Raw genomic sequence first — 20,809 nt, 5'->3', positions numbered from 1 at the left:
AGGGAGCAGGGAGCAAGGGAGAAGAGTTTTCCCCCTGCCCCCCGCCCCCCGCCCCCCGCCCCTCTGCCTCTTTTCCATGCCCAATTCCCAATTCCCAATTCCCAATTCCCAATTCTTTAAAAAAAATCAGCCATCCAAGGCGAAGCACCTGCAAATATTTGCGTAGCTGCTAAAATAGCCGTTTCTGTACCATTCAGTTTTCCCGCTATTTGCAAATGGTAGGGGGTAAACAAGCTTGTATATAATGGTGCTAATTCCCGGATGTCTAGCTGCAATTCACCCTTTCCACCTCTTGTGACTTCTCCACGTCCGTTGGCGACAGAAAGAATAAATTTATCATTATTTCCAGTTAGCAAATTATCTTGAATTTCTAAGTGCAATTCGGTTTGGATTGTCGGTGGATAACCACGCAATTCCAGCGCCTTGACTACATCTATTATCCGCAGCAACCAACGACTCGTAGTCTTAATCTTGGCAGTTTGCTCTGGTAGCAGCAATGTCAATGAATCAATTGCAGAACTCTTCCATCGCACCTGCTGAATTTGGGAACGATGACTTGCTAGAAAAGACCAGAAAGTTTGTGCAGCAGCAACTGTACTCAGTACCCAATCTTTCACGAAGAGGATTTCACCATTCTCTGTTCGCTCTTGAGTAAAGATGATGTAGCCTTGGGGTTGGTCTTTAGTACCAATCAAATAGGTATAGACTATTTCCTTCTCATTTGGTTGAATTATTCGTTCCCAAATTGCTGGATGTCGGTCTAAATATCCATGCGTTTGTCTCGCCTGCTGCTGATATAGCTTATGAAAGACTTCATGATTGATGCTTGCTACTAATTCCAAAGGTAGGGGTTGCTCCCGCACTTGGATATTCTGGGTAGCAATCTCCCAAATACACCAGCTACCCCCCTGCTCATAACCTACTTTTCGGTACAAGCTTTGAACGGCTGGATAAAGAGCGGAGATTGCTATACCTCTATCGTAAAGTTCTTTGAGGGTGTGCTGCATAAGAGCGATCGCAGCCCCCGAACCACGATATTCTGGAGCAATGCCTACTACGGCAATTCCTGTCATTGGCACACGTTGACCACCCCACCACTGACCCATGTCGAGAGTTGCTAATCCACCAACTATTTGCTCTAATCTCCGAATAATGCGGAAATTTTTTACGCCAATCATGTTGATGTAAGCTTCCTCGCCACCAAGGGCGCTGATGAAACACTGTTCAAAGATATGTTCCAGCTGCTGGATATCCTGTGGATGGGCGAGAGTGCTGTAGTCAAATTGAACCGTCATTTTTTATACCATTAGTAAGCGAATCAGTATTCAAGTTGCATAATCAGGGCGCTCATGTTGCCCACCCTACAAGATATTGAGAAAATTTAATATGTAAATTAGATGTCTTTTAGTTTATTACAAAAACAGAATCACACAATTGCAAGATTTGCTAGATGATACCTCCTTGTGCGTGGGCAGTGAAGCTTATGCAGCCGTGTTGCAAGTGTATAACTACGCTAAAGTCAGTGGTCAGGCAATACGGTTCGGATAAAGTTTTTTGATGAAAGTTATAGATCACAAAGACGCGAATAATCAGTCCTTTGTCTTGACGGCGATTTATCGCGTCTCTTCTCTTAACCGAACCGTATTGAGTGGTCAGGGGACAGATTTAGATCCGATGGTTGAAAAAATGGGGCAACGGTTTGCCCGTAAAAATCGGAAAGTCAAGTCTCAACAGGTATCGCCGGAGAAAATAATTCATCAATTGCACTGTTGAAGTACAAGTTTAAAGCTCAAAGCTTGAGCGTTCGAGCAAAAAGGTCGAACTTCCGAGTTCAGATGCTCAACGTTCGAGCAAAAAGGTCGAACTTCCGAGTTCAGAGGCTCAACGTTCGAGCAAAAAGGTCGAACTTCCGAGTTCAGAGGCTCAACGTTCGAGCAAAAAGGTCGAACTTCCGAGTTCAGAGGCTCAACGTTCGAGCAAAAAGGTCGAACTTCCGAGTTCAAAGGTTAAAAATTGGAATTTTGAGAGCGATCGCAAAAGCATTTAAAATACAGTTCGGTTAAGATCCCTGATGGATCTGATTTTTCAAATCATCTATACTTGGTTTTTCCTGTCAATGCATAAGTCCCATCGCAATCCTAAATGATGTCCAGATCCCCGACTTATCGAAGAAGTAGGGGATCTAATTTTAATTTTTAACAAATGATTTAGGATTGCTATAACTCAACCAAATACTTATGAATGTTGTAATCAATTTATTGCTTTTTTTGCTGCCAATTCTGAGTAGCTTTTGGATTACCCAAACTTTCAACCCTTTATCTTCTTATCAGCCTCTCCAGGCTATAGACGGTGCGGCTTTATATAAAAAAGAATTAACCAATGGGAATGAAGCCTATTTACAAGTTATCGATCTCCGCAAAATGCACATAGACCAAATTATCAAAGAAGTAGATAATATGGGTATAAATGAGGGTAAATATTATCAGGGAGAAGGAAAATATTACAGTCCTTTTTTCAAAAGAGAGTTGTTTTCTGAAGTTGCAGATGAATATAACAAACTTTATGCAAATAACGTTTTTTCGATAATTAATTGTTCTTTTTTTGAGCAATATCAATCTAGTACTCAATTATCCTTTCCAATTAAACTAAATGGCGTGGTCATCAGTGGTGGCAATAGCCCTTATGGGCCAATCAAGCAACCAAAAGATAAATACTATAGTAATATTCGCCTCAAAGCTCTAGTCTGGAATAATAAGCAGGCATACATTACCGACTACAACCAGGTTAGCGGCGCACCTCTCAACCAAAAAGCAGTTAAGAATGCGATTGTCACTTACCAATACAGCGATCATCCAGCAAAAGTATTAGCTCAAAACCAAGCAAATAAATATCAAGTCATCGGTACTCTAGACAAAGATGGTGTTAAAGGTGACGAGTTATTGTTGATTATGACGGTGAAGAAAGCAACTCTAGATGAGGCAGCCAATTTATTACGTAAATTAGGAGTTAAAGGCGACATCATTACTGTTGATGGCGGCAGATCAACTTATTTGTTCAATTCCCAGAATGGAAATATTATTGTTCCCCAACTGTCTAATCCACAAGAAAATCCTGCCTTCCGAAACCTTCCTCATTATTTGGGATTCCGTAAGATAACTAAAAATCAGGTTGCACCAAAAATCTTGATCGGTCAGTTAACTGCTAAAGTACTTCCCAAGCAGGATCAGCCCTATTTAATATTGTGGCGAGATAATTTTGATGGCGATGTCTCGATTAAGCTGTACGATGGAAACAAACTTATCCAAAACATTTCTTCCCGTACCGCTAGCGATGGTGTTTATGAATGGATACCACGTATTTCTGTAAAAAAAGGCTATTTTATTCGTATTTCTAGCTGGAAAGACCGGAATATTTTCGGGGAGTTGCAATTGTAATCAAGATAAACGCTGTTTTTAGCGGTGCGGAATGAGAAATTGGAATGGATAACTAGCTAAACGCAAACCTCTTAACAAGTTTGGCGGTGTGGCAGTGATTGGAATTGTCATCGTTTCTCACAGTAAACAACTAGCTCTAGGTGTGCGGGAACTCGCCGCGCAAATGGTTCAGGGCCAAGTTTCCATCGCTGTTGCAGCAGGTATTGAAGATCCTGAAAATCCATTGGGTACAGATCCGATTCAGGTTTATGAAGCGATCGCTTCTGTTTTCTCTGATGATGGTGTTTTGGTATTAATGGATTTGGGTAGTGCTTTGCTGAGTGCAGAAATGGCCATCGAGTTTTTGCCAGAAGCACAGCAACAAAAAGTGTATTTGTGTGAAGCACCTCTAGTAGAAGGTGCAGTAGCTGCTGTGGTAGCTGCGGCGGCTGGTAGAAACATTCACCAAGTCATGGCGGAAGCACGCGGCGCACTCTTAGCAAAAGCAACTCAATTGGGTGTAAGTCCGTTGCCAGTTGTCAGTGACAACATCGAAGCCAGAAATCCAGAATTTCCCATCAAAGAAATCCGGCTAATTGTCAGTAATCGCTTAGGATTACACGCCCGTCCCGCAGCCCAATTTGTGGGAACCGCCGCCCGGTTTCAATCCCAAATTCTGGTGCAGAATTTAACTAGGAATACTCAGTTAGTTCGGGGTGACAGTATTAACCAAGTCACCACTTTAGGGGTGCGTCAAGGACACGAACTAGTAATTACTGCCACTGGTTCTGATGCAGATGAAGCACTGGCGGCATTACAGGCGTTATTCGCAAATAATTTTGGTGAAGATAATGTTGCCTTAAATTCTCCACCAGCATTTCACCATGAAGTTAGCCCAGCAACTCGCGGCGAACTTTCGGGAATTGCCGCTTCTGTGGGAGTAGCGATCGCACCTGTGGTTAATTATCAACCCACTCACATTACGATTACGGAATATCATGTAGACGATCCTGAATCAGAGTGGCAACGAGTACAGGCAGCAATTCAAACTGCTCGACAAGAAATTCAAGCCGTTTTTTCACAGGCATCTCTGCAAATTGGTGATGCTGAAGCCGCCATCTTTGATGCCCAATTACTATTTTTAGAAGATCCAGTCTTGTTAGAAACGGCTCATCAGCGCATTTTAGACCACCATATAAATGCTGAATCAGCTTGGCAAGTTGTAGTAGATGAAGTGGCGACTTCCTACCGAACACTTGAGGATGCTTATCTCCAAGAGCGAGTTGAGGATGTTGTAGACGTAGGGCAAAGAGTACTACGATTACTAGCTGGGAATGCCCCTGCGAACCTGCATCTTTCGGAACCGGCAATTTTAGTGGCAACTGATTTAACCCCCTCAGATACCGCTAGACTAGATCCGACAATGGTGTTGGGTATTTGTACAACTTCTGGTAGCGCCACCTCCCATAGCGCCATCATCGCCCGGACATTGGGTATTCCCGCAGTTTTGGGAGTAGATTCCCAGGTGTTGCACTTGGCAGATGGTACACTGATGGCGCTTGATGGTGAAAGTGGCAAAGCTTGGGTAGAACCAGAATCACATATCCTGGATTTACTGGAGGCAAAGCGAGAGGCTTGGCAAACTGCCCAACAGCAAGCACGAGCTACAGCACACCAGCCAGCAATTACTCGTGATGGTCGGCAAATTAGCGTTTTTGCCAATATTGGTAGTATAAATGATGTCCAAGTTGCGGTGGCTAGCGGTGCAGAAGGGGTGGGATTACTCCGCACAGAGTTTCTTTATCTCGATAGGACAAGCGCCCCCACAGAAGAAGAACAACTTGAAGTTTATCAGGCGATCGCCCAAGTTTTAGATAATCGTCCGCTAATTATTCGTACCTTAGATGTCGGTGGTGATAAGCCACTCCCTTATCTGAGAGTAGGGTTAAGAGAAGCTAACCCTTTCTTAGGCTGGCGGGGAATTCGTTTCTGTTTGGATCATCCCGAACTCTTCAAAACTCAATTACGGGCAATTTTGAGAGCCAGTGTAGGACACCAAATTAAGATCATGTTGCCGATGATTGCTACTGTGACAGAGGTACGTGCAGCTAAAGTAATTTTGGGTGAAGTGCAGGCTGAATTAAATCAAGCTGGTATATCCTTTGATGCCGCGATGAAAGTAGGAATTATGATTGAGGTGCCCTCAGCAGTTGCGATCGCAGATCAGTTAGCATCTGAAGTAGACTTCTTTAGTATAGGTACTAACGACCTGAGTCAATACGTCATGGCTAGCGATCGCACTAATCCACGAGTGGCAAATTTAGTTGATGCGCTACATCCAGCCGTGTTGCGAATGGTGCAGCAAACTATCCAAGCTGCTCATGCGGCGGGGATTTCGGTAGGATTATGTGGAGAATTGGCAGCAGACACTTTAGCAACACCAATTTTATTAGGTTTAGGGCTGGATGAGTTGAGCGTGAATCCTCAAAGTATACCTGGAGTCAAACAGGCGATCGCTAGGTTTTGTATAGTTGAGAGTGAAGCGATCGTGGAATTAGCATTACAACAAGATTCCGCAGTTCATGTCAGAGAACTAATTTCAACTTCAGTTATTCCCTCTGCGTAAATTCAGTGTCCTGAGCAAATATCTTCTCGATATCCCGCGCCCCATGCAGGACAGGCATAATTTGAATGCCTGCACCTAATAAAGTACCTGATTCGATACCATTTTCTTTATTCTTATGCGTCAACAAGAAAACCATCAATTTGTTTTCTCAGCACTCTTAAAATCTGATTCCCAGTTGGCCGTTAAAACCACGAATAGAATTGTAGCCAGCACCAACAAAAACGTTATCAGTAGCACCTACCTGAACGCCACCTGAAACCGCAACACCTTTATCCTCAGAATAAAGTCCAACTCCTACATAGGGTGAGATGACAGGTAAACTGATAAATTTCAAAACATCTACTCCCGTAGCACCATCAGGGCCAGTTCCTAGCTCAACCCCAAAATTTAAAGCTCTAGCGCCTACAGCATAAGTTATATCACCATCTTTTCCACCGACTGAAACCCAAGGTTGCGGTATGAGTTGAGCTGATGCTTTACTTGGGGCAAATAAAGCTAAAAAAGCGATAGATGTAATTAATGTTTTAGCAATAATCGCTATTTTCACGTTGTTTTCCTAGTATCTTAATTGTTTTGTCAAAACTACCCCTACTGTTAACTAGGGTTTGTCTATGATGACTAATCGTGACGGATTGAACCTCTTATGAGTGCCCGATGAGTTCAAGGATTATTTTGTTGATGTAATATTAATTACAGTCGTTTGCAGCCGTAATTTTTAATCATCAGGTATATAGCGGTTCTCGCTTGAATGCAATACAGTTTGACCTCTCTCCAAAAAGGAGAGAGGCTTTGAATCTTACTCCCCTTCCCTTGTAGGGAAGGGGCTGGGGGTTAGGTCTGTATTGCACTCAACTGAGAACCGCTATATTTGCTGATTACTTTATCAAAAACACCTAATTGCTTTCTTAAAATACTTAATTACTTTCTCAAAATACTTAAATGCTTTCACAAAAGTTGATTTGACTTACTCATTTTGGTGTTTTCCGTAAGCAAAAGTTGATTTGACTTACTCATTTTGGTGTTTTCCGTAAGCAAAAGCTCATTTGACTTACTCAAAAGTAGACACATCTCGCAGCAAACTAGGAATTTCTCCTTGAGAGAAAGGAAACTCCAGCAAAGTTTCTCTAAGACCCAAATACCCAGATTCAGCAAAAGACAAAAGCATTCGTGAAAGTGCTAGCCAAACCTCCGGTTCATATTCCCAATCACGATAACGTGAAGCATGAGCAGCAATTGAACGTAACGCCCAGAAATAAGAGTTCCGCACCACCGAACCACCTTTCTTAAACTCTGGTAAATCTTCGTGGTGGATAAAAAGTATTTGATTGTCAATTTTAGCTCTCATAACAATTTTGGATTTTAGATTTTAGATTTTGGATTAAAAGTAAATCTTAAGTAGGGTGCGTTAGGCCTTAGGATTAAACGTAGCTAAAATGTTGGATTAGACGTAGGTTGGGTGGAGCGAAGCGCAACCCAACATATATCAGAATGTTGGCTTTGGCAAAGCCTCCAACGCCACTTGCTACAACGCGGGAAACCCGCGCAACGCAGTGGCTCCCCAACCTACAATTTTTTTGCAACATTTTAGGCTTGTCACGCCAGTAGGGTGTGTTACGGCTTTAGCCGTAAACGATATTGTATAGTAGTACTCATCCTTACCAAAAAATTCCTCTTTTCTCTGTGTTCTCTGCGTCTCTGTGGTTCAATAAATAACTTTTAAACCGCAGAGTCACAGAGAACGCAGAGAGGAAAGGAGACACTTAAAAATTGGCGCTTAAACCCAAACGAAAAGTAAATCCAGGGCTATAAATGCGATTAACTCGCTCGTATTGCTCACCAAGTAGATTTTCTAAGTAAACTGTCAATCCTAAATTGCTAGTTAAAGGTACACGTCCGCTCAAATCTAAATTTACAAAAGATGGTGCAAAATCTGTAGCCCTGTCACCAGGGTTAGTAAAGAAGGCTCTACGAGCGCCACTATTGTAGGTAACATACAAGTTAGCCTGCCATCCTGCATTTTGATAACCTAAGCCAGTTTGAATTACAGAGTAGGGAATCAAGCCTAACTGTAAACCTCTCTCGGAGCCTGTTTTTATTTGAGCATCTGTATAAGTGTAGTTGAGGAAAGTTGACCAGCTAGCCGCAATTTTGAATTGCAAAGCTGCCTCTAAACCGTTGGTATCTACTAATCCAATGTTTTCCCATCTTCCGGCGATGACTCCCAAGCGATCGCCTATACTACTACCAAAGTAAGTAAACTGTCCAATCAGATTTTGAGAAAAATTGACATCTACTCCCGCACTCCAAGTCGAGCCAGTTTCTGGTCTTAAATCAGGGTTAGGTTCCCAACCATGAACTGTATCATAAACATACAACTGATCTAACCCAGGATTGCGTTGTGCCCCTGCCCAACTTCCACGCACTGCTACTAATGGTGTAACGGCATAACGTAACCCAAAACTAGGATTGAGATAATTTCCAAACTGGCTGTCGAAACTTTGCCTTAATCCTAAATCTATCAGAAAATTATCGCTAATATTCCAAGTATTGACAGCAAATAAAGCAGTATTAAACAAACTCCTATCTTCAGTTTCATTAGTGGCAATCCTACTAGGATTTGTACTCAAAACATCACCGATTAAATCGGTGTTTTTTAAATCTAATCCCCAGCGCAATTTATTATTGGAAGTAACTTTCCACTCATGGTCTACTCTGGCTGTCAGTTGTTGTGTATCTAAAGCTCCTGTGCGGTAAAATGCTCCTGTAGGGCCATAAGTGCTGAAATAATCTTGGTTATAACCAATTGAGGTTGTCAGATTAGAACTTTCTCCATTACCTAGTCGAGTTTTCCAGGATAAGCCAACGTTTAAACCATCGTGGTCTAATCTATCTCTTTGGAGAGGGAACCCGAAATAAATTAAGCCGCGACGACTGCTGAGTGCAGTAACATCTAAATTCAATGAATTCTTTTTATCTAAATCTAGTCCAATGCTACCAAAATAGGTACTTGTAGCTGTATCTGCATTTGATAAAAATCCCTGCTCATCACGATTTGCTGCACCTACAGGAACGCGGTAACGGTTATCTGTAAAGAATCTTTCAAAGCTAAAGTTATATTTGACATTATTGGATGAACCACCATAAGTCACTTGTTGATTATTTAAACTCAATGAGCCAAATTCTGCACTAGCGCTCAATTGAGGTTTGCCATAACCTTCCTTGGTGATGATATTCACAACTCCTCCGAAGGCTGAGGAACCATACAAAGCAGAGGCTGTTCCGCTATATAATTCCACTCGTTCAATAGCCTCTACAGGAATACTATTTAAATCAGTTCCACCATGATAAGTGTTGACATTATTGTTAATTGGTCTGCCATTAATTAAAAATACAGACTGATTAATTGAGGCTCCTCGGTAGTATGTACCTGTGTGGATATCTGCGCCATGACCTACATCATTGATTGCAAAACCGGGCATTCTTTTCAAAATATCGGCTAAACTTGTAGCGCCCTGTTTTTGAATTTCTTCTTTATCAATGACGTAAGTTGGTGTAGATTGAGGTAGGTTGTCTGGTTCTGCGATCGCTTCTATAGAAATGTCTGCATCATCTGTATCTGTATAATCTGGCTGAGTTTCTGAATTAACTTCACTCGGTGCAGATTGTTGAGTTAATAATTCGGCATTAGTAGCGGGTAGCTCAACTTCATTCAAACTCGGAATATCGGAAATGACTTCGGTTGATTTATCAGTATTTCTCTGCTTAATTTCACTCTCAGCAGCAAAGCCAGGAAACGCTATCAGTAAACTCGGTAAAGCAACTGTTAGCAACAAAAAATCTTTTTTCACGTTCTCTTACACACCAAGTAAAAACAGTTACCACGTAGTATTCTTGCTGTAAGAGTAAAATTGTGTCAAAAGACACGCTGTCATATTTCCACAACAAAGATTCCCGATTTCTATGAAAAATAAGGAATCTTGCTGTTCACAAATAATTAAGTAGGGCAATAGCAGTTTTTAATTGCTTGAAGTATGTACAATTTTTATGGGTACAACATCACAATTTCAAACACTATTTTTACTCGTAACTCTAATTAGAAAACGCAGAGCTTCATTTACTGCTTCCGAATTGGGAAACATTTCTGCAACATCAGGTTCTAAAAAAACTGTAAATTTTTCAAGATTATTGTAATTATCTTCACCATTTATCACATTATTGTCCATCAAACTATGATTTGATTGAGTTTTATTCTGTATTATGGTTCTTTGGTAAGATGCAGTATTTAATTGGTTAACTAATGATTCCCAACTACTAACTTTCAGCTTAAAGTGAGCTTTTGCATCCCGAAATGTTTTAAACTGTTGCTTTAGAATATCAATAGTATAAATATGCTTTTGAGATATCTGGTTTTCTAGATTCAGGTCTGACTCAACCATATCAACTACTTCACTAATAAGTCGGTCATGATTTTCGGCAATCTGAGCAGCAGCCCCTAAAATCCGAGAAGTTGCTTTTATCTGTACATCAGTTTCTTGTTTAAGGCGATCGGCAATACTGCGAATTTGATCTCCCAGCCTCACTTTACCTTGTTTTTGCGTGGTTGGGAGTGGTTTATTGTTCATGAGTATGCTTATTTATTCAGAAAGTATGTCTTTAATTGCCAGCCAAATGCGTTTAAACTTTTGTACCAAACCCATAGGACTATTAGTTGTTTCTTCTTCCACCGAATCAACTAGAGATTGAATTCTATCCATACGCTCTGCAACAACGTAAAGACTATTTACTGCTTCATCTTTACTTTCTAAAGATTCACGCAATAGCACAACCATCTGAGCAATTTCCCGTTTTAGTCTTTCATTCTCGGCTTTACGGCGAGTTTCCCATCCCTTAATACTAGCTTTGGAACGTCGCTCATGCTTGAGTTCTGCTTTAGCCTCATTGTATAAAGTCAAATACATTTCTCGTTCAGAGTTGGCTGCATCATATTTGGTAAGCAATTCAGTCGCTTTCGTTTTTTCTTCGTTGTAGAGGCAAAGCGTTTGTTGATGACTTTGTTGTTCATCAATATAGAAGCGATAATTCTGAGTGACTTTCTCTTTTAGTTCATTAGCTTCAAGTTGGCAAGTTTGGATTTCTCGCTGATGAACATGAACTAGCTGGGATATTTTCGCTTTTTCTTCGTTGTAAAGATAGAGCGTCTTTTGATGATTTTCTTGCTCATCAATATAGAAAAGATAATTTTGAGTAAATCGCTCTTTTAGCTCATTAGCTTCGAGTTTTAGCTCATTAGCCTCGATTTGATAAGTTTGAATTTCTTGCTGAACATGAACCAGTTGTGATGCAGCTTCGTTTGCACGTTGTTCTGCTTCATCGCGTTGAGATGCAGCTTCCTCATTTTCTTTCGCACGTTGTTGCCATTCATCGCGTTGGATACGAACAGTCATCAATAACTGTTTAAGCTCATGAGAAGAAGTTGGTTCTTTCTGCGGTGAGCGAGGATGATTAACAGCGTTTTCATGATCAGAACCTTTGCGATTTAGTCCTTTCATTGCAATAATTTAAGTTCCTATGTGAGGATTTGTTATATTTAAGTATAAGTATTCAGTTTAGCCGAGATGAACTCATTGAAGTGTGATCTCAGTTCTATTGGTAATATGATCTCAATCTGGGTTGAGATATGTTTTATTCTGTCTCAACCACTCAAATTCTCAGACGTGCGATCTCGAAGGGCTAGAGACATTGCGCTTAATAAGCAAGCTAGCCTCCAAAAGGCGAAAAAAATAAGCCTCAAATACCTTTCCCTTGTAACAATTATGAATTAAGTTAGGATTGAGAAAAATGGACGTTTCGCAAACACAATAGAAGACAATAATTTATGATTCAAGCCTTACGCAAACTAGTTACATTCGATGAATTCGTTGCTAAATATCCAGACAACACAGGAAAACGTTATGAGTTGCATGATGGAGTAATAGTCGAAATGTCCCAACCAACAGGCGATCATGAAGAGGTAGTTGGATTTTTAGCCTTTGAAATTACTAGAGAATGTATTCGTTTAAATCTCCCCTACTTCATACCTAAAACAGCATTAGTCAAACCGCCTGAAAATGAATCTGCTTACTCACCAGATGTACTGATATTAAATCGCCCCAATTTAGTAAACGAAACTCTGTGGAAAAAAGAATCTACTGTAAGCAAAGCGGAATCAATGCCCTTAGTAGTTGAGGTAGTGAGTAGCAATTGGCGTGATGATTATTTAAAAAAAGCTGCTGACTATGAAGCTGTAGGCATCCCAGAATACTGGATTGTAGACTATGCTGCTTTAGGCGGTAGGCGATTTATTGGCAACCCCAAGCAACCAACTGTTTCGCTTTACACCTTAATTGAGGGAGAATACCAAGTCAGCCAGTTTCAAGATAGCGATCGCATTATCTCACCTCTGTTCCCCGAATTAAATTTAACCGCCGAACAAATTTTTCAAGCTGGTGGATACCCTGTATAGTCTTTACAGTCTTACAAAAGAGCGATTTCTGTTGCAGACGAAATTTTTTGTCGCAAATTCTTCAGTAAATCTAGAGTTTTTTCGTAGGCAACTCTCTTTCCTTGGTTTTCAAAGTACTTAGATGCTTTTTGTAAATCAGCGATCGCATCTAAATGATATCCTAAGTGATACTGAGCTACTCCCCGATTAACGTAAGCCTGGGCATTACTGGGGTTAAGTCTGATGACTTGGGAAAAATCATGCACTGCACCAAAGTCATCTCCGTTTCGGCCGCAAGCACAACCCCGGTTAAAATACGCTCTATAATCGTTAGCATTGAGACGAATTGCTAGATTAAAGTCGAGCATAGCTGCTTGGATATCTTGCAAGACAAAATGCGCCAAACCTCGGTCATTGTAGATATCTGCAAGCAGTAAGCTAGTAATTCGGGGAATTTGAGTTAAAGCTAAATTAAAGTCAAGAATTGCCTGCGAGTCTTTCCCATCCCCAGCAAAGGCTAGCCCTCGGTTGTAGTAAGCTCGAAAATCGTAGGGTTTAAGTGCGATCGCTCGATTATGATCGACAATAGCAGTGAGATAATCCCCTTGTCTGTAGTGTGCTACTCCCCGGTTCAGATAAGCCTCAAAGTTATCCGGTGCAAAATTTATGGCTTGAGTACAATCTGTAGCAGCTTGATGGTAATCTTGTAATTGGAGATAAGCAAGACAGCGATCGCTATAAGCAACAGCAAAATCTTTCTCAAGTTCAATCGCCTGATTGAAATTCTCTATTGCTTCCTGATAATTACCGCGCTGCATCTTATCTACACCCAATTCCAAGAAATTACTCGCTGTAATTTGGATAATAGAAACGGGTGCTGAATGTGCAGATAAAGTCAAGAAAGTGAGAGGAAAAGCAATAATTGTACTGATAAATAATCGCCAGAAATCACTCATAGTACCAAATTAGGATAGGTAGTATTGTTTGATGTTCTTAGAACAGTCTTTTTATCAAGACTATTAATCGAAAATCCAAAATCCAAAATTGGTATAAGCATCCTATTTGACAATTTTGGCAAACCTAAAATTAGCGGGACAAAAGCCCCGCTAATTGTTAATTTTTGAAGTTATACCAATTCTGCGCGAGGCCACACTTTATTCATGTAGGAGCAATTTATGAATTGCTCCTAAAGTCTAGTCTTCTAAGCGCATCTTCATACAGAAATGGTATTAGAGATTACTCTACTTCCAGTCCTTATCTGCTTGAGAAAGCACATAAGCAGTTACATCTTCAATCTGGTCAGCTTTCAAACGTTTGCCGAAGGCAGGCATAGCATTTTTACCTTTTGTAACCTGGGCAATAATCGCTTCTGCTGAGTACATATCATACTTTTGCAAAGCTTCCTTCTTCAGGTTTTTGTTAGCTTGAACTAGATTCTTACCTCCAGCGTGACAAGAGGCACAATTAGCACTAAATACTTTAGCTCCACTAACAGCATCTCCTGCCAAAGCTGGACTACTGAAGGCAAATGTGAAGATTGCTATGCCTAACAGCATGACTGTAATCATTTTTCTCATTTCGTGTTCCCTTTACAATAACGGCTTATTCGGTGCAATATCCTCCATAATTGTCAGTTGAGCCGCTCTTATAGTCAAACGACACGCTGTCAAACTTCGCTTTAAAGCTTTAGAATTTTGGATTCTAACACAGAGTGATCTCTAGCTACAAGTTGCTTTTCATTTTTTCTCAGAAAACATGAATTAGTCTATCTTTGACTTAATAAAGACTTATCAAGTCAAAGATAGACTAATTAATTGTGTAAAAAAATTTGGATACTATTTGTGCAAAGTTGTCAATTTATAAATCCTTAAAACTTCGGAATTTAGTAGTACCAGATATGTGTAGTTATTTATTTACAAATAACTTCAAATTTTTATCCGGGAAGTTCAATTATAAATTCTGTGCCTTCACAAATAATTCGCGTTTTATTTATAAAATGTCAGACTTAGAGAATTTTACACCTAAGCTCACAGCAGATGGTTCTTTCACCTTTGTCTCTCAAGAGTTTGGTGAATCCTTTCACAGCCATTATGGAGCGAAGCAGGAGAGTTTTTTCAAGTTTGTGGAACCTACTCAACTGGCTACAGTTGCTCAAAAACCAGTTTTGCGACTATTGGATATTTGTTATGGTCTAGGATACAACACAGCTGCTGCTTTGCAGACAATTTGGGCAGTGAATCCCAGTTGTTATATTGAAGTAATCGGTTTAGAACTGAATCCGGCAGTGCCACAAGCTGCGATCGCTCATCACTTGTTCGACAATTGGAACTGTAACTATACTGAAATCTTGTCCCAGCTAGCTTTTGAGCATCAAGTGCAAACAGATCGCCTGAAAGCAAAGCTACTAATTGGCGATGCTAGAACTACGATCGCGTTAGTCCATCAGTCGGGTTTTTGGGCAGACGCAATTTTCCTCGATCCCTTTTCACCAACACAGTGTCCCCAATTATGGACTGTTGAATTTATTAAACAACTGTCATTGTGTCTACATCAAGATGGTTTATTAGCCACCTATTCTTGTTCTGCTGCTGTACGCACAGCACTTTTGTCTGCTGGTTTGGCGATCGCTTCTACCCCACCAGTAGGCAGGCGATCGCCTGGTACTGTGGCACATTCTGCAAGTAGTGAGTCTCAAAACCACTCAATACTTACTTCCCTCTCGCAAGTTGAAAAAGAACACTTACTAACCCGTGCTGCTATTCCCTATCGCGATCCTGACTTGAGCGATTCAACCGCAGTGATAGTGATGCGGCGACAACAAGAGCAACAAGCCTCTTCACTCGAACCTACCTCCCGTTGGCAAAAAAGGTGGCTATTGGGAACACAAGGCAGAGATTTTATGGGAAGTAATTTCTAGTTGCGATATTTACGACGGTTACGCCTACGCAATTACAAACTATTTCCTCAGCCTTTAATTTTTAAAACATCTTCTAAGCTCGACTTTATCCAAAATTAAGAACTCGGTTTTCTTTATCCGGCAAAAACCCTGGCTTTTTGGCAAATATTTTTTCTGCATCACAGATTATCGATTAGCTTCAAAAAGTAAAACGACAGTCCTACAGAGGTTTCAGCAATAGCATTCGTGCAACGACTCCGCAGAAGTATCGTACTTGCGAAAAAAATTGATCGAGTCGAGCTTAGAGCCAAATAAATTAAATTCATGATAATATGTAATTTTACAATTTTTCAGTATTGTTTGAGTATTGAGATAATTAAGTAAGTAAAAATATGTATACCTAATCATTACTATAAATACTTTTAACTAAAAACCCTATATTTTGATATAAATTAACCAAATACAGTGCTTTCTGGCGCTATTTTAAAGAATATCCGTGAAAAACCTGATTTAACATTTGTGCAAATTTATCATACTGAAATTATAAGCAAAAATTTTGACAACAAGACATCCCTTGTTCGTAAGATAAAATATATATGCTGCGAAAAACTCAGATAAGCAGCTTGAAATAATGCATAATCCTTACGAAAACTCTAGCTCAGATACATTCAAATATTAAATTTCTTTTTCAAATCTGACACTGTTAACTTGTGCAAAAACTTGGAGTGCCTTTGTGATTCAATGGAAATCCAACCATACAGGCTTTATAGAACAAATTGTTAGTGGAGCAAACCCCATTAGCACAGTAAAGAGTATTGGTTCAAATCATGTTATGGGATCGCAGAATAATGTAGAGGCTTATTCTTTAGGCTTATCTCAAAAAGACCTTATGCTTGAAGATAACCAAGCAGTGTCTTCTTGGATAAAATCTGATATTACTTGTGGTGATGATTCATTAGTCTCTAAAACACTACAAGCCAAAGGTTCTAAAGTGAATGGGTTTTATTTAGATCCGCCGAAGGTTTTAGTAGTTGACGATCATGCCGCCAGTCGGATGACTGCTGTTGCCCTCTTGGGGATGGAAGGATACGAAGTGATTGAGGCAGACAGAGGTTCTACTGTTGTAGGATTGGTAACTCAAAAACAACCAGATTTGATTTTGCTGGATGTAATGATGCCAGGAATGGATGGATTTGAAGTTTGCCAATTGCTGAAACAGGATGAGCAGACTAGGCTAATCCCAGTGATTTTTATTACAGCATTAAATGACAGGCGATCGCGCATTCGGGGAATCGAAGTTGGGGGAGATGATTTTCTCACCAAACCTTTTGATCGTGTGGAACTGGCGGCCCGTGTGAAGTCCTTGGTACGGCAGAAGCGTCTGAACGAAGATTTAGACCATGCCGAACAAGTACTATTTTCCATTGCCATGTCGATTGAAAGCCGCGATCCTAATACAGGCAACCATTGTGAACGCCTGGTAAAACTAGGACAACTTTTTGGTGAATACCTCAACCTCTCACGCCACCAAATTCGAGATTTGATGTGGGGTGGTTATCTCCACGATATTGGTAAGGTGGGTATTCCTGATGCCGTGCTGCTGAAAAAAGACCAACTCACCCCCAAAGATTGGGAGATTATGCGGCAGCACGTTTTAATTGGAGAAAAAATTTGCCAGCCACTACGCAGTATGCGGGGTGTAATTCCCATTATTCGCCATCACCATGAACGCTGGGATGGCTCAGGCTACCCTGATGGACTCAAGGGGGATGATATTCCGTATCTAGCACAAGTATTTCAATTAATTGATATTTACGATGCTTTAAGCAGTGAACGACCTTACAAAATAGCTTTCACCACAGAAGAAGCACTTTCAGTGATGCTAGAAGAAGCTAATGCCGGTTGGCGTAATCCCCAATTAATGCAGCAATTTGCACAGTTTATTCGATGCTGTCAGCAATAAGGGTATTTTGTCGCTGCCGTAATGAGCAAAAATTGGTATAATCCTGACTCATTGTATATTCAGTCTTCTATGATTAGCTTGGTATGATTTGAGCCTAAATCTTAAAGTACCAACAGCATTAATCATAATTTCACTGATAGCTGATAGCTAATTATGGTAGTTGTAGCAATTCTAGCGGCGGGACGCGGCACACGGATGAAATCACGCTTACCTAAAGTTTTACATTCTTTGGGTGGGCGATCGCTAGTCGAGAGAGTTATCGAAAGTGTAGAACCACTTTTGCCCTCACGACGAATCGTAATTGTCGGGTATCAGTCCGAAGAAGTGCAAACCGCCATGCATTCAATTCCTAACTTGGAGTTTGTCGAACAGACTGTACAACTGGGAACAGGTCATGCCATCCAGCAATTACTTCCACACTTGGAAGATTACACAGGAGATTTGCTGATACTTAACGGCGATTTACCGTTGATACGTAGCGAAACTCTCAAGCAGATGTTACAAACTCACGCCCAAAATCAGAATGCTGCCACCATTCTTACCTCGCATCTGCCAGATCCCACAGGCTACGGGCGAGTTTTTTGTAACGATGAAAATATTGTGCAGCAAATGGTTGAACACAAAGATTGTACTGCTGCTCAAAGACAAAATCAGCGCATTAATGCTGGAGTTTACTGCTTCCGTTGGCCAGATTTGGCAAAGGTGCTTCCCCACCTTCAGGCAAACAATGCCCAAAAGGAATACTATCTCACTGATGCCGTCACTCAGGTGGGACAAGTGATGGCGGTGGATGTTGAAGATAACCAAGAAATTCTCGGTATTAACGATCGCCTGCAACTGGCAACAGCCTACGAGATTTTGCAAAAACGAGTCAAGGAAAAATGGATGCTAGCAGGTGTCACCCTCATTGATCCCACAAGCATTACCATTGATGAAACTGTGGAATTACACCCAGATGTAATTATTGAACCCCAAACTCACCTGCGGGGAAATACGGTGATTAAAACAGGAAGTCATATTGGTCCGGGAAGTTTAGTTGAAAATAGCCAGTTGAGTGAAAATGTCACCGTGCAGTATTCAGTAGTAATAAATAGCACCGTGCAGGCAGGAAGCCGAATTGGCCCTTATGCTCATTTGCGCGGTCAGGTAGAAGTGGGTGCTGGTTGCCGTGTGGGGAATTTTGTGGAATTGAAAAATACCCAATTAGGCGATCGCACGAATGCGGCACATTTGTCATATATAGGTGATAGCGTTGTCGGCAATCAGGTGAATATTGGTGCCGGTACAATTACTGCCAATTATGACGGCGTGAAAAAGCATCGTACCAAAATAGGCGATCGCACAAAAACTGGTGCTAATAGCGTTTTAGTGGCTCCGCTCACCTTGGGAGATGATGTTTACATTGCAGCTGGTTCCACTGTTACAGAAGATGTGCCTGATAATTCTCTGGTGATTGCTCGTAGTCGTCAGGTGGTGAAACCTGCTTGGCAAAGGAAAAGCCAATAAAGCGATAATTAAATCATCAGGTTAGCTGATTCAACTAGAGGTAAAAGATGAGGAAAACAAAACAACTTACCGCGATTATTGAGCGTGAAGAAAAGGGCTATGTATCGCTTTGTCCAGAATTAGATATTGCTAGCCAAGGTGACACCATCGAAGAAGCACGTAGTAATTTGGTTGAAGCATTGGAATTATTTTTTGAGACAGCTGAACCCTCTGAAGTCCAAGATCGGCTAATTACAGAAGATGGAAGAACTGCTAGAACTTAGGCAACTTCTAGAACAAGGCAAAATCTATGAAGCGCTGCTGTTGGTGGATGAGTTAGAAGAAATGAGCCTCAGTGACAAAATCAATAAAATTGATAGTTATGGTGTAATTCTGCTCATCCATTTAATTAAACAAAAGGCTGAAAAACGTTCTACTCGCTCTTGGGATGTTTCTATAGAAAATACGGTGCGGGAAATCAACAAAATAAACAAGCGCCGCAAATCCGGTGGTTTTTACTTGAATCAAGCAGAATTAATGGATATTCTGCAACAAGGATATCAAGTGGCACTGAAAAGAGCGGCGCTAGAAGCTTTTGAGGGGCGTTATGAAGCTCAAGAATTAGCTGCGATGGTTGAGCAGCAAGAAACTTTAGCCGAAGCGCTGAAACTGATTCAAGAATAGCCAATCAATTCACTATCAGTCCATTCCAAAGTGTCACCAATTTTTTCGCCGTCATGGTAGGCGGCGAGTAAGATTTCGCAGGTTTTCCCCCAAGCGATCGCTCCACTGACATCTAAAGCGATCGCTCCTAAATCCCGTTTGTTCTGGTGCGCTTCCCCAAAGGAACGCTGCATAGCATCCTTCAAGGACATCCCATCAGTGACACGGACTACAATTCGGGGAGCTAAACACTCATCAATGATATCTTCGCCAATGCCAGTACAACTCACACCAGCATTACTAGTAGCATAATTACCTGCTGGCATCGCAGAATCACTTACTCTTCCAATCCGCTCAAATCCCTTACCACCAGTGGAAGTGCCAGCAGCTAGCCTACCAGATACATCTAAAGCTACTACGCCGATGGTGCCGCGGCCAGCATTGCTGGTTTCTAGCAGTTCGGGTTCCGCTACCACATTAGCCATTGCGCTTTTAAAATTGTCTTGGCGCTCTTGCATCCATTCTTGTAACCGCAAATCAGTTAAAGCGTTATAGCTGGGAAGTTGCATTTCCCGCGCCAACTCAGCCGATCCGAAATCTGATAGCACTCGGTCTGGCGAGTTTTGTAAAAATTGTGCCAATTCAATGGGATTTTTCACCCGCGAAATATTAATTACACCACTAAACCGTCCTAATGCCCCATCCATCAGGGAAGCACTCATACGAATTTGACCATCAGATTGCAGTACTGAACCAGTACCAGCATTAAAGCGGGGGTTATCTTCGAGCATTTGGCAACCCTGCACCACCGCCTCAGAAGCAGTTGCTCCTGACAATAGCAGAGAATAGACTTCTTCTATTACCGTATGGAGCGATCGGCGCACCGCCTCTAATCCGCCTTTACCGTGGAGAGAACTACCAGCTCCCCCATGAATAATTAATTTAGGTTGCACCTGTAACTCCATTAATCCCCTGCGCTATTTGCGTCTGTGCTGCGGTTAGTTTCATTTTGAGCTTCAGAACGGCGACGACGACAACGTTCTGAGCAGTATTTCACATCGTCCCAGCAATCTTGCCACTTTTTACGCCATGTAAAAGGACGTTGACATACCGGACAGATTTTTGTAGGTAGGTCAGATTTAGAACGAACACGTCCCATATCAATACTGTGTATATGAGAATTTGATTTCTGAGAGAGATGGAAGATAATTATAACCAGTTTGCTAAGAAGGGAGGATACTTTCGACGAAAAAATATGATGTCAATCTATCTTTGGATATAT

At 41.1% G+C, this 20,809-nt stretch carries 19 protein-coding genes; 9 read left to right on the top strand and 10 right to left on the bottom strand.

The genetic code is table 11. The features are described from left to right. Positions 1-116 precede the first annotated feature (116 nt). Positions 117-1,295 carry a GNAT family N-acetyltransferase gene (locus HWQ36_RS22190; protein WP_292706534.1) on the bottom strand — a complete coding sequence of 393 codons (1,179 nt, stop codon included), beginning with the start codon at positions 1,293-1,295 and terminating at the stop codon, positions 117-119. Between the two features lie 262 nt (positions 1,296-1,557). On the opposite strand from HWQ36_RS22190, the gene HWQ36_RS22185 reads away from it, so the two are divergent. From HWQ36_RS22185 to ptsP, 3 genes are all read left to right on the top strand, one after another. Continuing rightward, the gene (locus HWQ36_RS22185; protein WP_292706532.1) at positions 1,558-1,773 is read left to right on the top strand and encodes a hypothetical protein; all 216 of its coding nucleotides are present in this window, start codon (positions 1,558-1,560) and stop codon (positions 1,771-1,773) included. A gap of 464 nt (positions 1,774-2,237) precedes the next feature. Continuing rightward, a complete protein-coding gene (locus HWQ36_RS22180; RefSeq protein WP_292706530.1) occupies positions 2,238-3,434 on the top strand; it encodes a phosphodiester glycosidase family protein in 1,197 nt (398 codons plus the stop codon). 94 nt (positions 3,435-3,528) lie between these two features. Beyond that, a complete protein-coding gene (gene ptsP, locus HWQ36_RS22175; protein WP_292706538.1) occupies positions 3,529-6,039 on the top strand; it encodes a phosphoenolpyruvate--protein phosphotransferase in 2,511 nt (836 codons plus the stop codon). A 157-nt stretch (positions 6,040-6,196) separates the two neighbouring features. On the opposite strand, the gene HWQ36_RS22170 is transcribed toward ptsP, so the two are convergent. From HWQ36_RS22170 to HWQ36_RS22150, 5 genes are all read right to left on the bottom strand, one after another. Continuing rightward, the gene (locus tag HWQ36_RS22170) at positions 6,197-6,586 is read right to left on the bottom strand and encodes a hypothetical protein (protein WP_292706528.1); all 390 of its coding nucleotides are present in this window, start codon (positions 6,584-6,586) and stop codon (positions 6,197-6,199) included. 501 nt (positions 6,587-7,087) lie between these two features. Then, positions 7,088-7,384 (bottom strand): hypothetical protein, encoded by a 297-nt coding sequence (locus tag HWQ36_RS22165; protein WP_292706526.1) that lies wholly within the window; start codon positions 7,382-7,384, stop codon positions 7,088-7,090. Positions 7,385-7,799: 415 nt separating this feature from the next. After that, the gene (locus HWQ36_RS22160) at positions 7,800-9,887 is read right to left on the bottom strand and encodes a TonB-dependent receptor (RefSeq protein ID WP_292706524.1); all 2,088 of its coding nucleotides are present in this window, start codon (positions 9,885-9,887) and stop codon (positions 7,800-7,802) included. Between the two features lie 216 nt (positions 9,888-10,103). Continuing rightward, on the bottom strand, positions 10,104-10,661 hold the full coding sequence (locus HWQ36_RS22155) for a hypothetical protein (RefSeq protein WP_292706522.1): 558 nt from the start codon (positions 10,659-10,661) through the stop codon (positions 10,104-10,106). A 12-nt stretch (positions 10,662-10,673) separates the two neighbouring features. Further along, positions 10,674-11,588 carry a hypothetical protein gene (locus HWQ36_RS22150; RefSeq protein ID WP_292706520.1) on the bottom strand — a complete coding sequence of 305 codons (915 nt, stop codon included), beginning with the start codon at positions 11,586-11,588 and terminating at the stop codon, positions 10,674-10,676. Positions 11,589-11,914: 326 nt separating this feature from the next. On the opposite strand from HWQ36_RS22150, the gene HWQ36_RS22145 reads away from it, so the two are divergent. Continuing rightward, on the top strand, positions 11,915-12,541 hold the full coding sequence (locus tag HWQ36_RS22145) for a Uma2 family endonuclease (RefSeq protein WP_292706518.1): 627 nt from the start codon (positions 11,915-11,917) through the stop codon (positions 12,539-12,541). 11 nt (positions 12,542-12,552) lie between these two features. On the opposite strand, the gene HWQ36_RS22140 is transcribed toward HWQ36_RS22145, so the two are convergent. Both HWQ36_RS22140 and petJ read right to left on the bottom strand, forming a co-directional pair. Beyond that, complete coding sequence (locus tag HWQ36_RS22140) at positions 12,553-13,476, bottom strand: tetratricopeptide repeat protein (RefSeq protein ID WP_292706516.1); 924 nt, start codon at positions 13,474-13,476, stop codon at positions 12,553-12,555. Positions 13,477-13,761: 285 nt separating this feature from the next. After that, on the bottom strand, positions 13,762-14,097 hold the full coding sequence (petJ, locus tag HWQ36_RS22135) for a cytochrome c6 PetJ (protein ID WP_292706514.1): 336 nt from the start codon (positions 14,095-14,097) through the stop codon (positions 13,762-13,764). A gap of 419 nt (positions 14,098-14,516) precedes the next feature. On the opposite strand from petJ, the gene HWQ36_RS22130 reads away from it, so the two are divergent. The 5 genes from HWQ36_RS22130 to HWQ36_RS22110 all read left to right on the top strand — a co-directional run bounded on the left by HWQ36_RS22130 (position 14,517) and on the right by HWQ36_RS22110 (position 19,548). Then, entirely contained in the window at positions 14,517-15,437 is a 921-nt protein-coding gene (locus tag HWQ36_RS22130; protein ID WP_292706512.1) for an MnmC family methyltransferase, read from the top strand. Between the two features lie 712 nt (positions 15,438-16,149). Continuing rightward, on the top strand, positions 16,150-17,379 hold the full coding sequence (locus HWQ36_RS22125) for a two-component system response regulator (protein WP_292706511.1): 1,230 nt from the start codon (positions 16,150-16,152) through the stop codon (positions 17,377-17,379). A gap of 153 nt (positions 17,380-17,532) precedes the next feature. Beyond that, entirely contained in the window at positions 17,533-18,885 is a 1,353-nt protein-coding gene (gene glmU, locus HWQ36_RS22120) for a bifunctional UDP-N-acetylglucosamine diphosphorylase/glucosamine-1-phosphate N-acetyltransferase GlmU (RefSeq protein ID WP_292706509.1), read from the top strand. 47 nt (positions 18,886-18,932) lie between these two features. Then, the gene (locus HWQ36_RS22115) at positions 18,933-19,148 is read left to right on the top strand and encodes a type II toxin-antitoxin system HicB family antitoxin (protein ID WP_292706508.1); all 216 of its coding nucleotides are present in this window, start codon (positions 18,933-18,935) and stop codon (positions 19,146-19,148) included. After that, a complete protein-coding gene (locus HWQ36_RS22110; RefSeq protein ID WP_292706507.1) occupies positions 19,126-19,548 on the top strand; it encodes a DUF29 family protein in 423 nt (140 codons plus the stop codon). Before HWQ36_RS22115 ends, HWQ36_RS22110 begins: the two co-directional genes overlap by 23 nt. Here the strand turns inward: HWQ36_RS22110 and HWQ36_RS22105 are convergent. Both HWQ36_RS22105 and HWQ36_RS22100 read right to left on the bottom strand, forming a co-directional pair. Next, positions 19,539-20,492, bottom strand: a complete 954-nt coding sequence (locus HWQ36_RS22105; RefSeq protein ID WP_292706506.1) for an isoaspartyl peptidase/L-asparaginase — start codon at positions 20,490-20,492, stop codon at positions 19,539-19,541. The genes HWQ36_RS22110 and HWQ36_RS22105 overlap by 10 nt on opposite strands. Beyond that, positions 20,492-20,686 (bottom strand): DUF2256 domain-containing protein, encoded by a 195-nt coding sequence (locus HWQ36_RS22100; RefSeq protein WP_292706504.1) that lies wholly within the window; start codon positions 20,684-20,686, stop codon positions 20,492-20,494. The genes HWQ36_RS22105 and HWQ36_RS22100 overlap by 1 nt, the downstream gene beginning before the upstream one ends. Positions 20,687-20,809 lie beyond the last annotated feature (123 nt).

Source organism: Nostoc sp. NMS2, from assembly GCF_017115105.1.
Taxonomy (GTDB): Bacteria; Cyanobacteriota; Cyanobacteriia; order Cyanobacteriales; family Nostocaceae; genus Nostoc.
The sequence above is the reverse complement of the archived record's forward strand: the minus strand, read 5'-3'. Positions and strand labels throughout refer to the sequence as shown.

Bases quoted from the DNA above. Each gene is read 5' to 3' on its own strand.
- HWQ36_RS22145 (WP_292706518.1), top strand. From the start codon at position 11,915: ATGATTCAAGCCTTACGCAAACTAGTTACATTCGATGAATTCGTTGCT.
- HWQ36_RS22155 (WP_292706522.1), bottom strand. From the start codon at position 10,661: ATGAACAATAAACCACTCCCAACCACGCAAAAACAAGGTAAAGTGAGG.
- HWQ36_RS22115 (WP_292706508.1), top strand. From the start codon at position 18,933: ATGAGGAAAACAAAACAACTTACCGCGATTATTGAGCGTGAAGAAAAG.
- HWQ36_RS22105 (WP_292706506.1), bottom strand. From the start codon at position 20,492: ATGGAGTTACAGGTGCAACCTAAATTAATTATTCATGGGGGAGCTGGT.
- HWQ36_RS22185 (WP_292706532.1), top strand. From the start codon at position 1,558: ATGAAAGTTATAGATCACAAAGACGCGAATAATCAGTCCTTTGTCTTG.
- HWQ36_RS22140 (WP_292706516.1), bottom strand. From the start codon at position 13,476: ATGAGTGATTTCTGGCGATTATTTATCAGTACAATTATTGCTTTTCCT.
- HWQ36_RS22180 (WP_292706530.1), top strand. From the start codon at position 2,238: ATGAATGTTGTAATCAATTTATTGCTTTTTTTGCTGCCAATTCTGAGT.
- HWQ36_RS22110 (WP_292706507.1), top strand. From the start codon at position 19,126: ATGGAAGAACTGCTAGAACTTAGGCAACTTCTAGAACAAGGCAAAATC.
- HWQ36_RS22130 (WP_292706512.1), top strand. From the start codon at position 14,517: ATGTCAGACTTAGAGAATTTTACACCTAAGCTCACAGCAGATGGTTCT.
- glmU (WP_292706509.1), top strand. From the start codon at position 17,533: ATGGTAGTTGTAGCAATTCTAGCGGCGGGACGCGGCACACGGATGAAA.
- petJ (WP_292706514.1), bottom strand. From the start codon at position 14,097: ATGAGAAAAATGATTACAGTCATGCTGTTAGGCATAGCAATCTTCACA.
- HWQ36_RS22100 (WP_292706504.1), bottom strand. From the start codon at position 20,686: ATGGGACGTGTTCGTTCTAAATCTGACCTACCTACAAAAATCTGTCCG.
- HWQ36_RS22190 (WP_292706534.1), bottom strand. From the start codon at position 1,295: ATGACGGTTCAATTTGACTACAGCACTCTCGCCCATCCACAGGATATC.
- HWQ36_RS22165 (WP_292706526.1), bottom strand. From the start codon at position 7,384: ATGAGAGCTAAAATTGACAATCAAATACTTTTTATCCACCACGAAGAT.
- HWQ36_RS22150 (WP_292706520.1), bottom strand. From the start codon at position 11,588: ATGAAAGGACTAAATCGCAAAGGTTCTGATCATGAAAACGCTGTTAAT.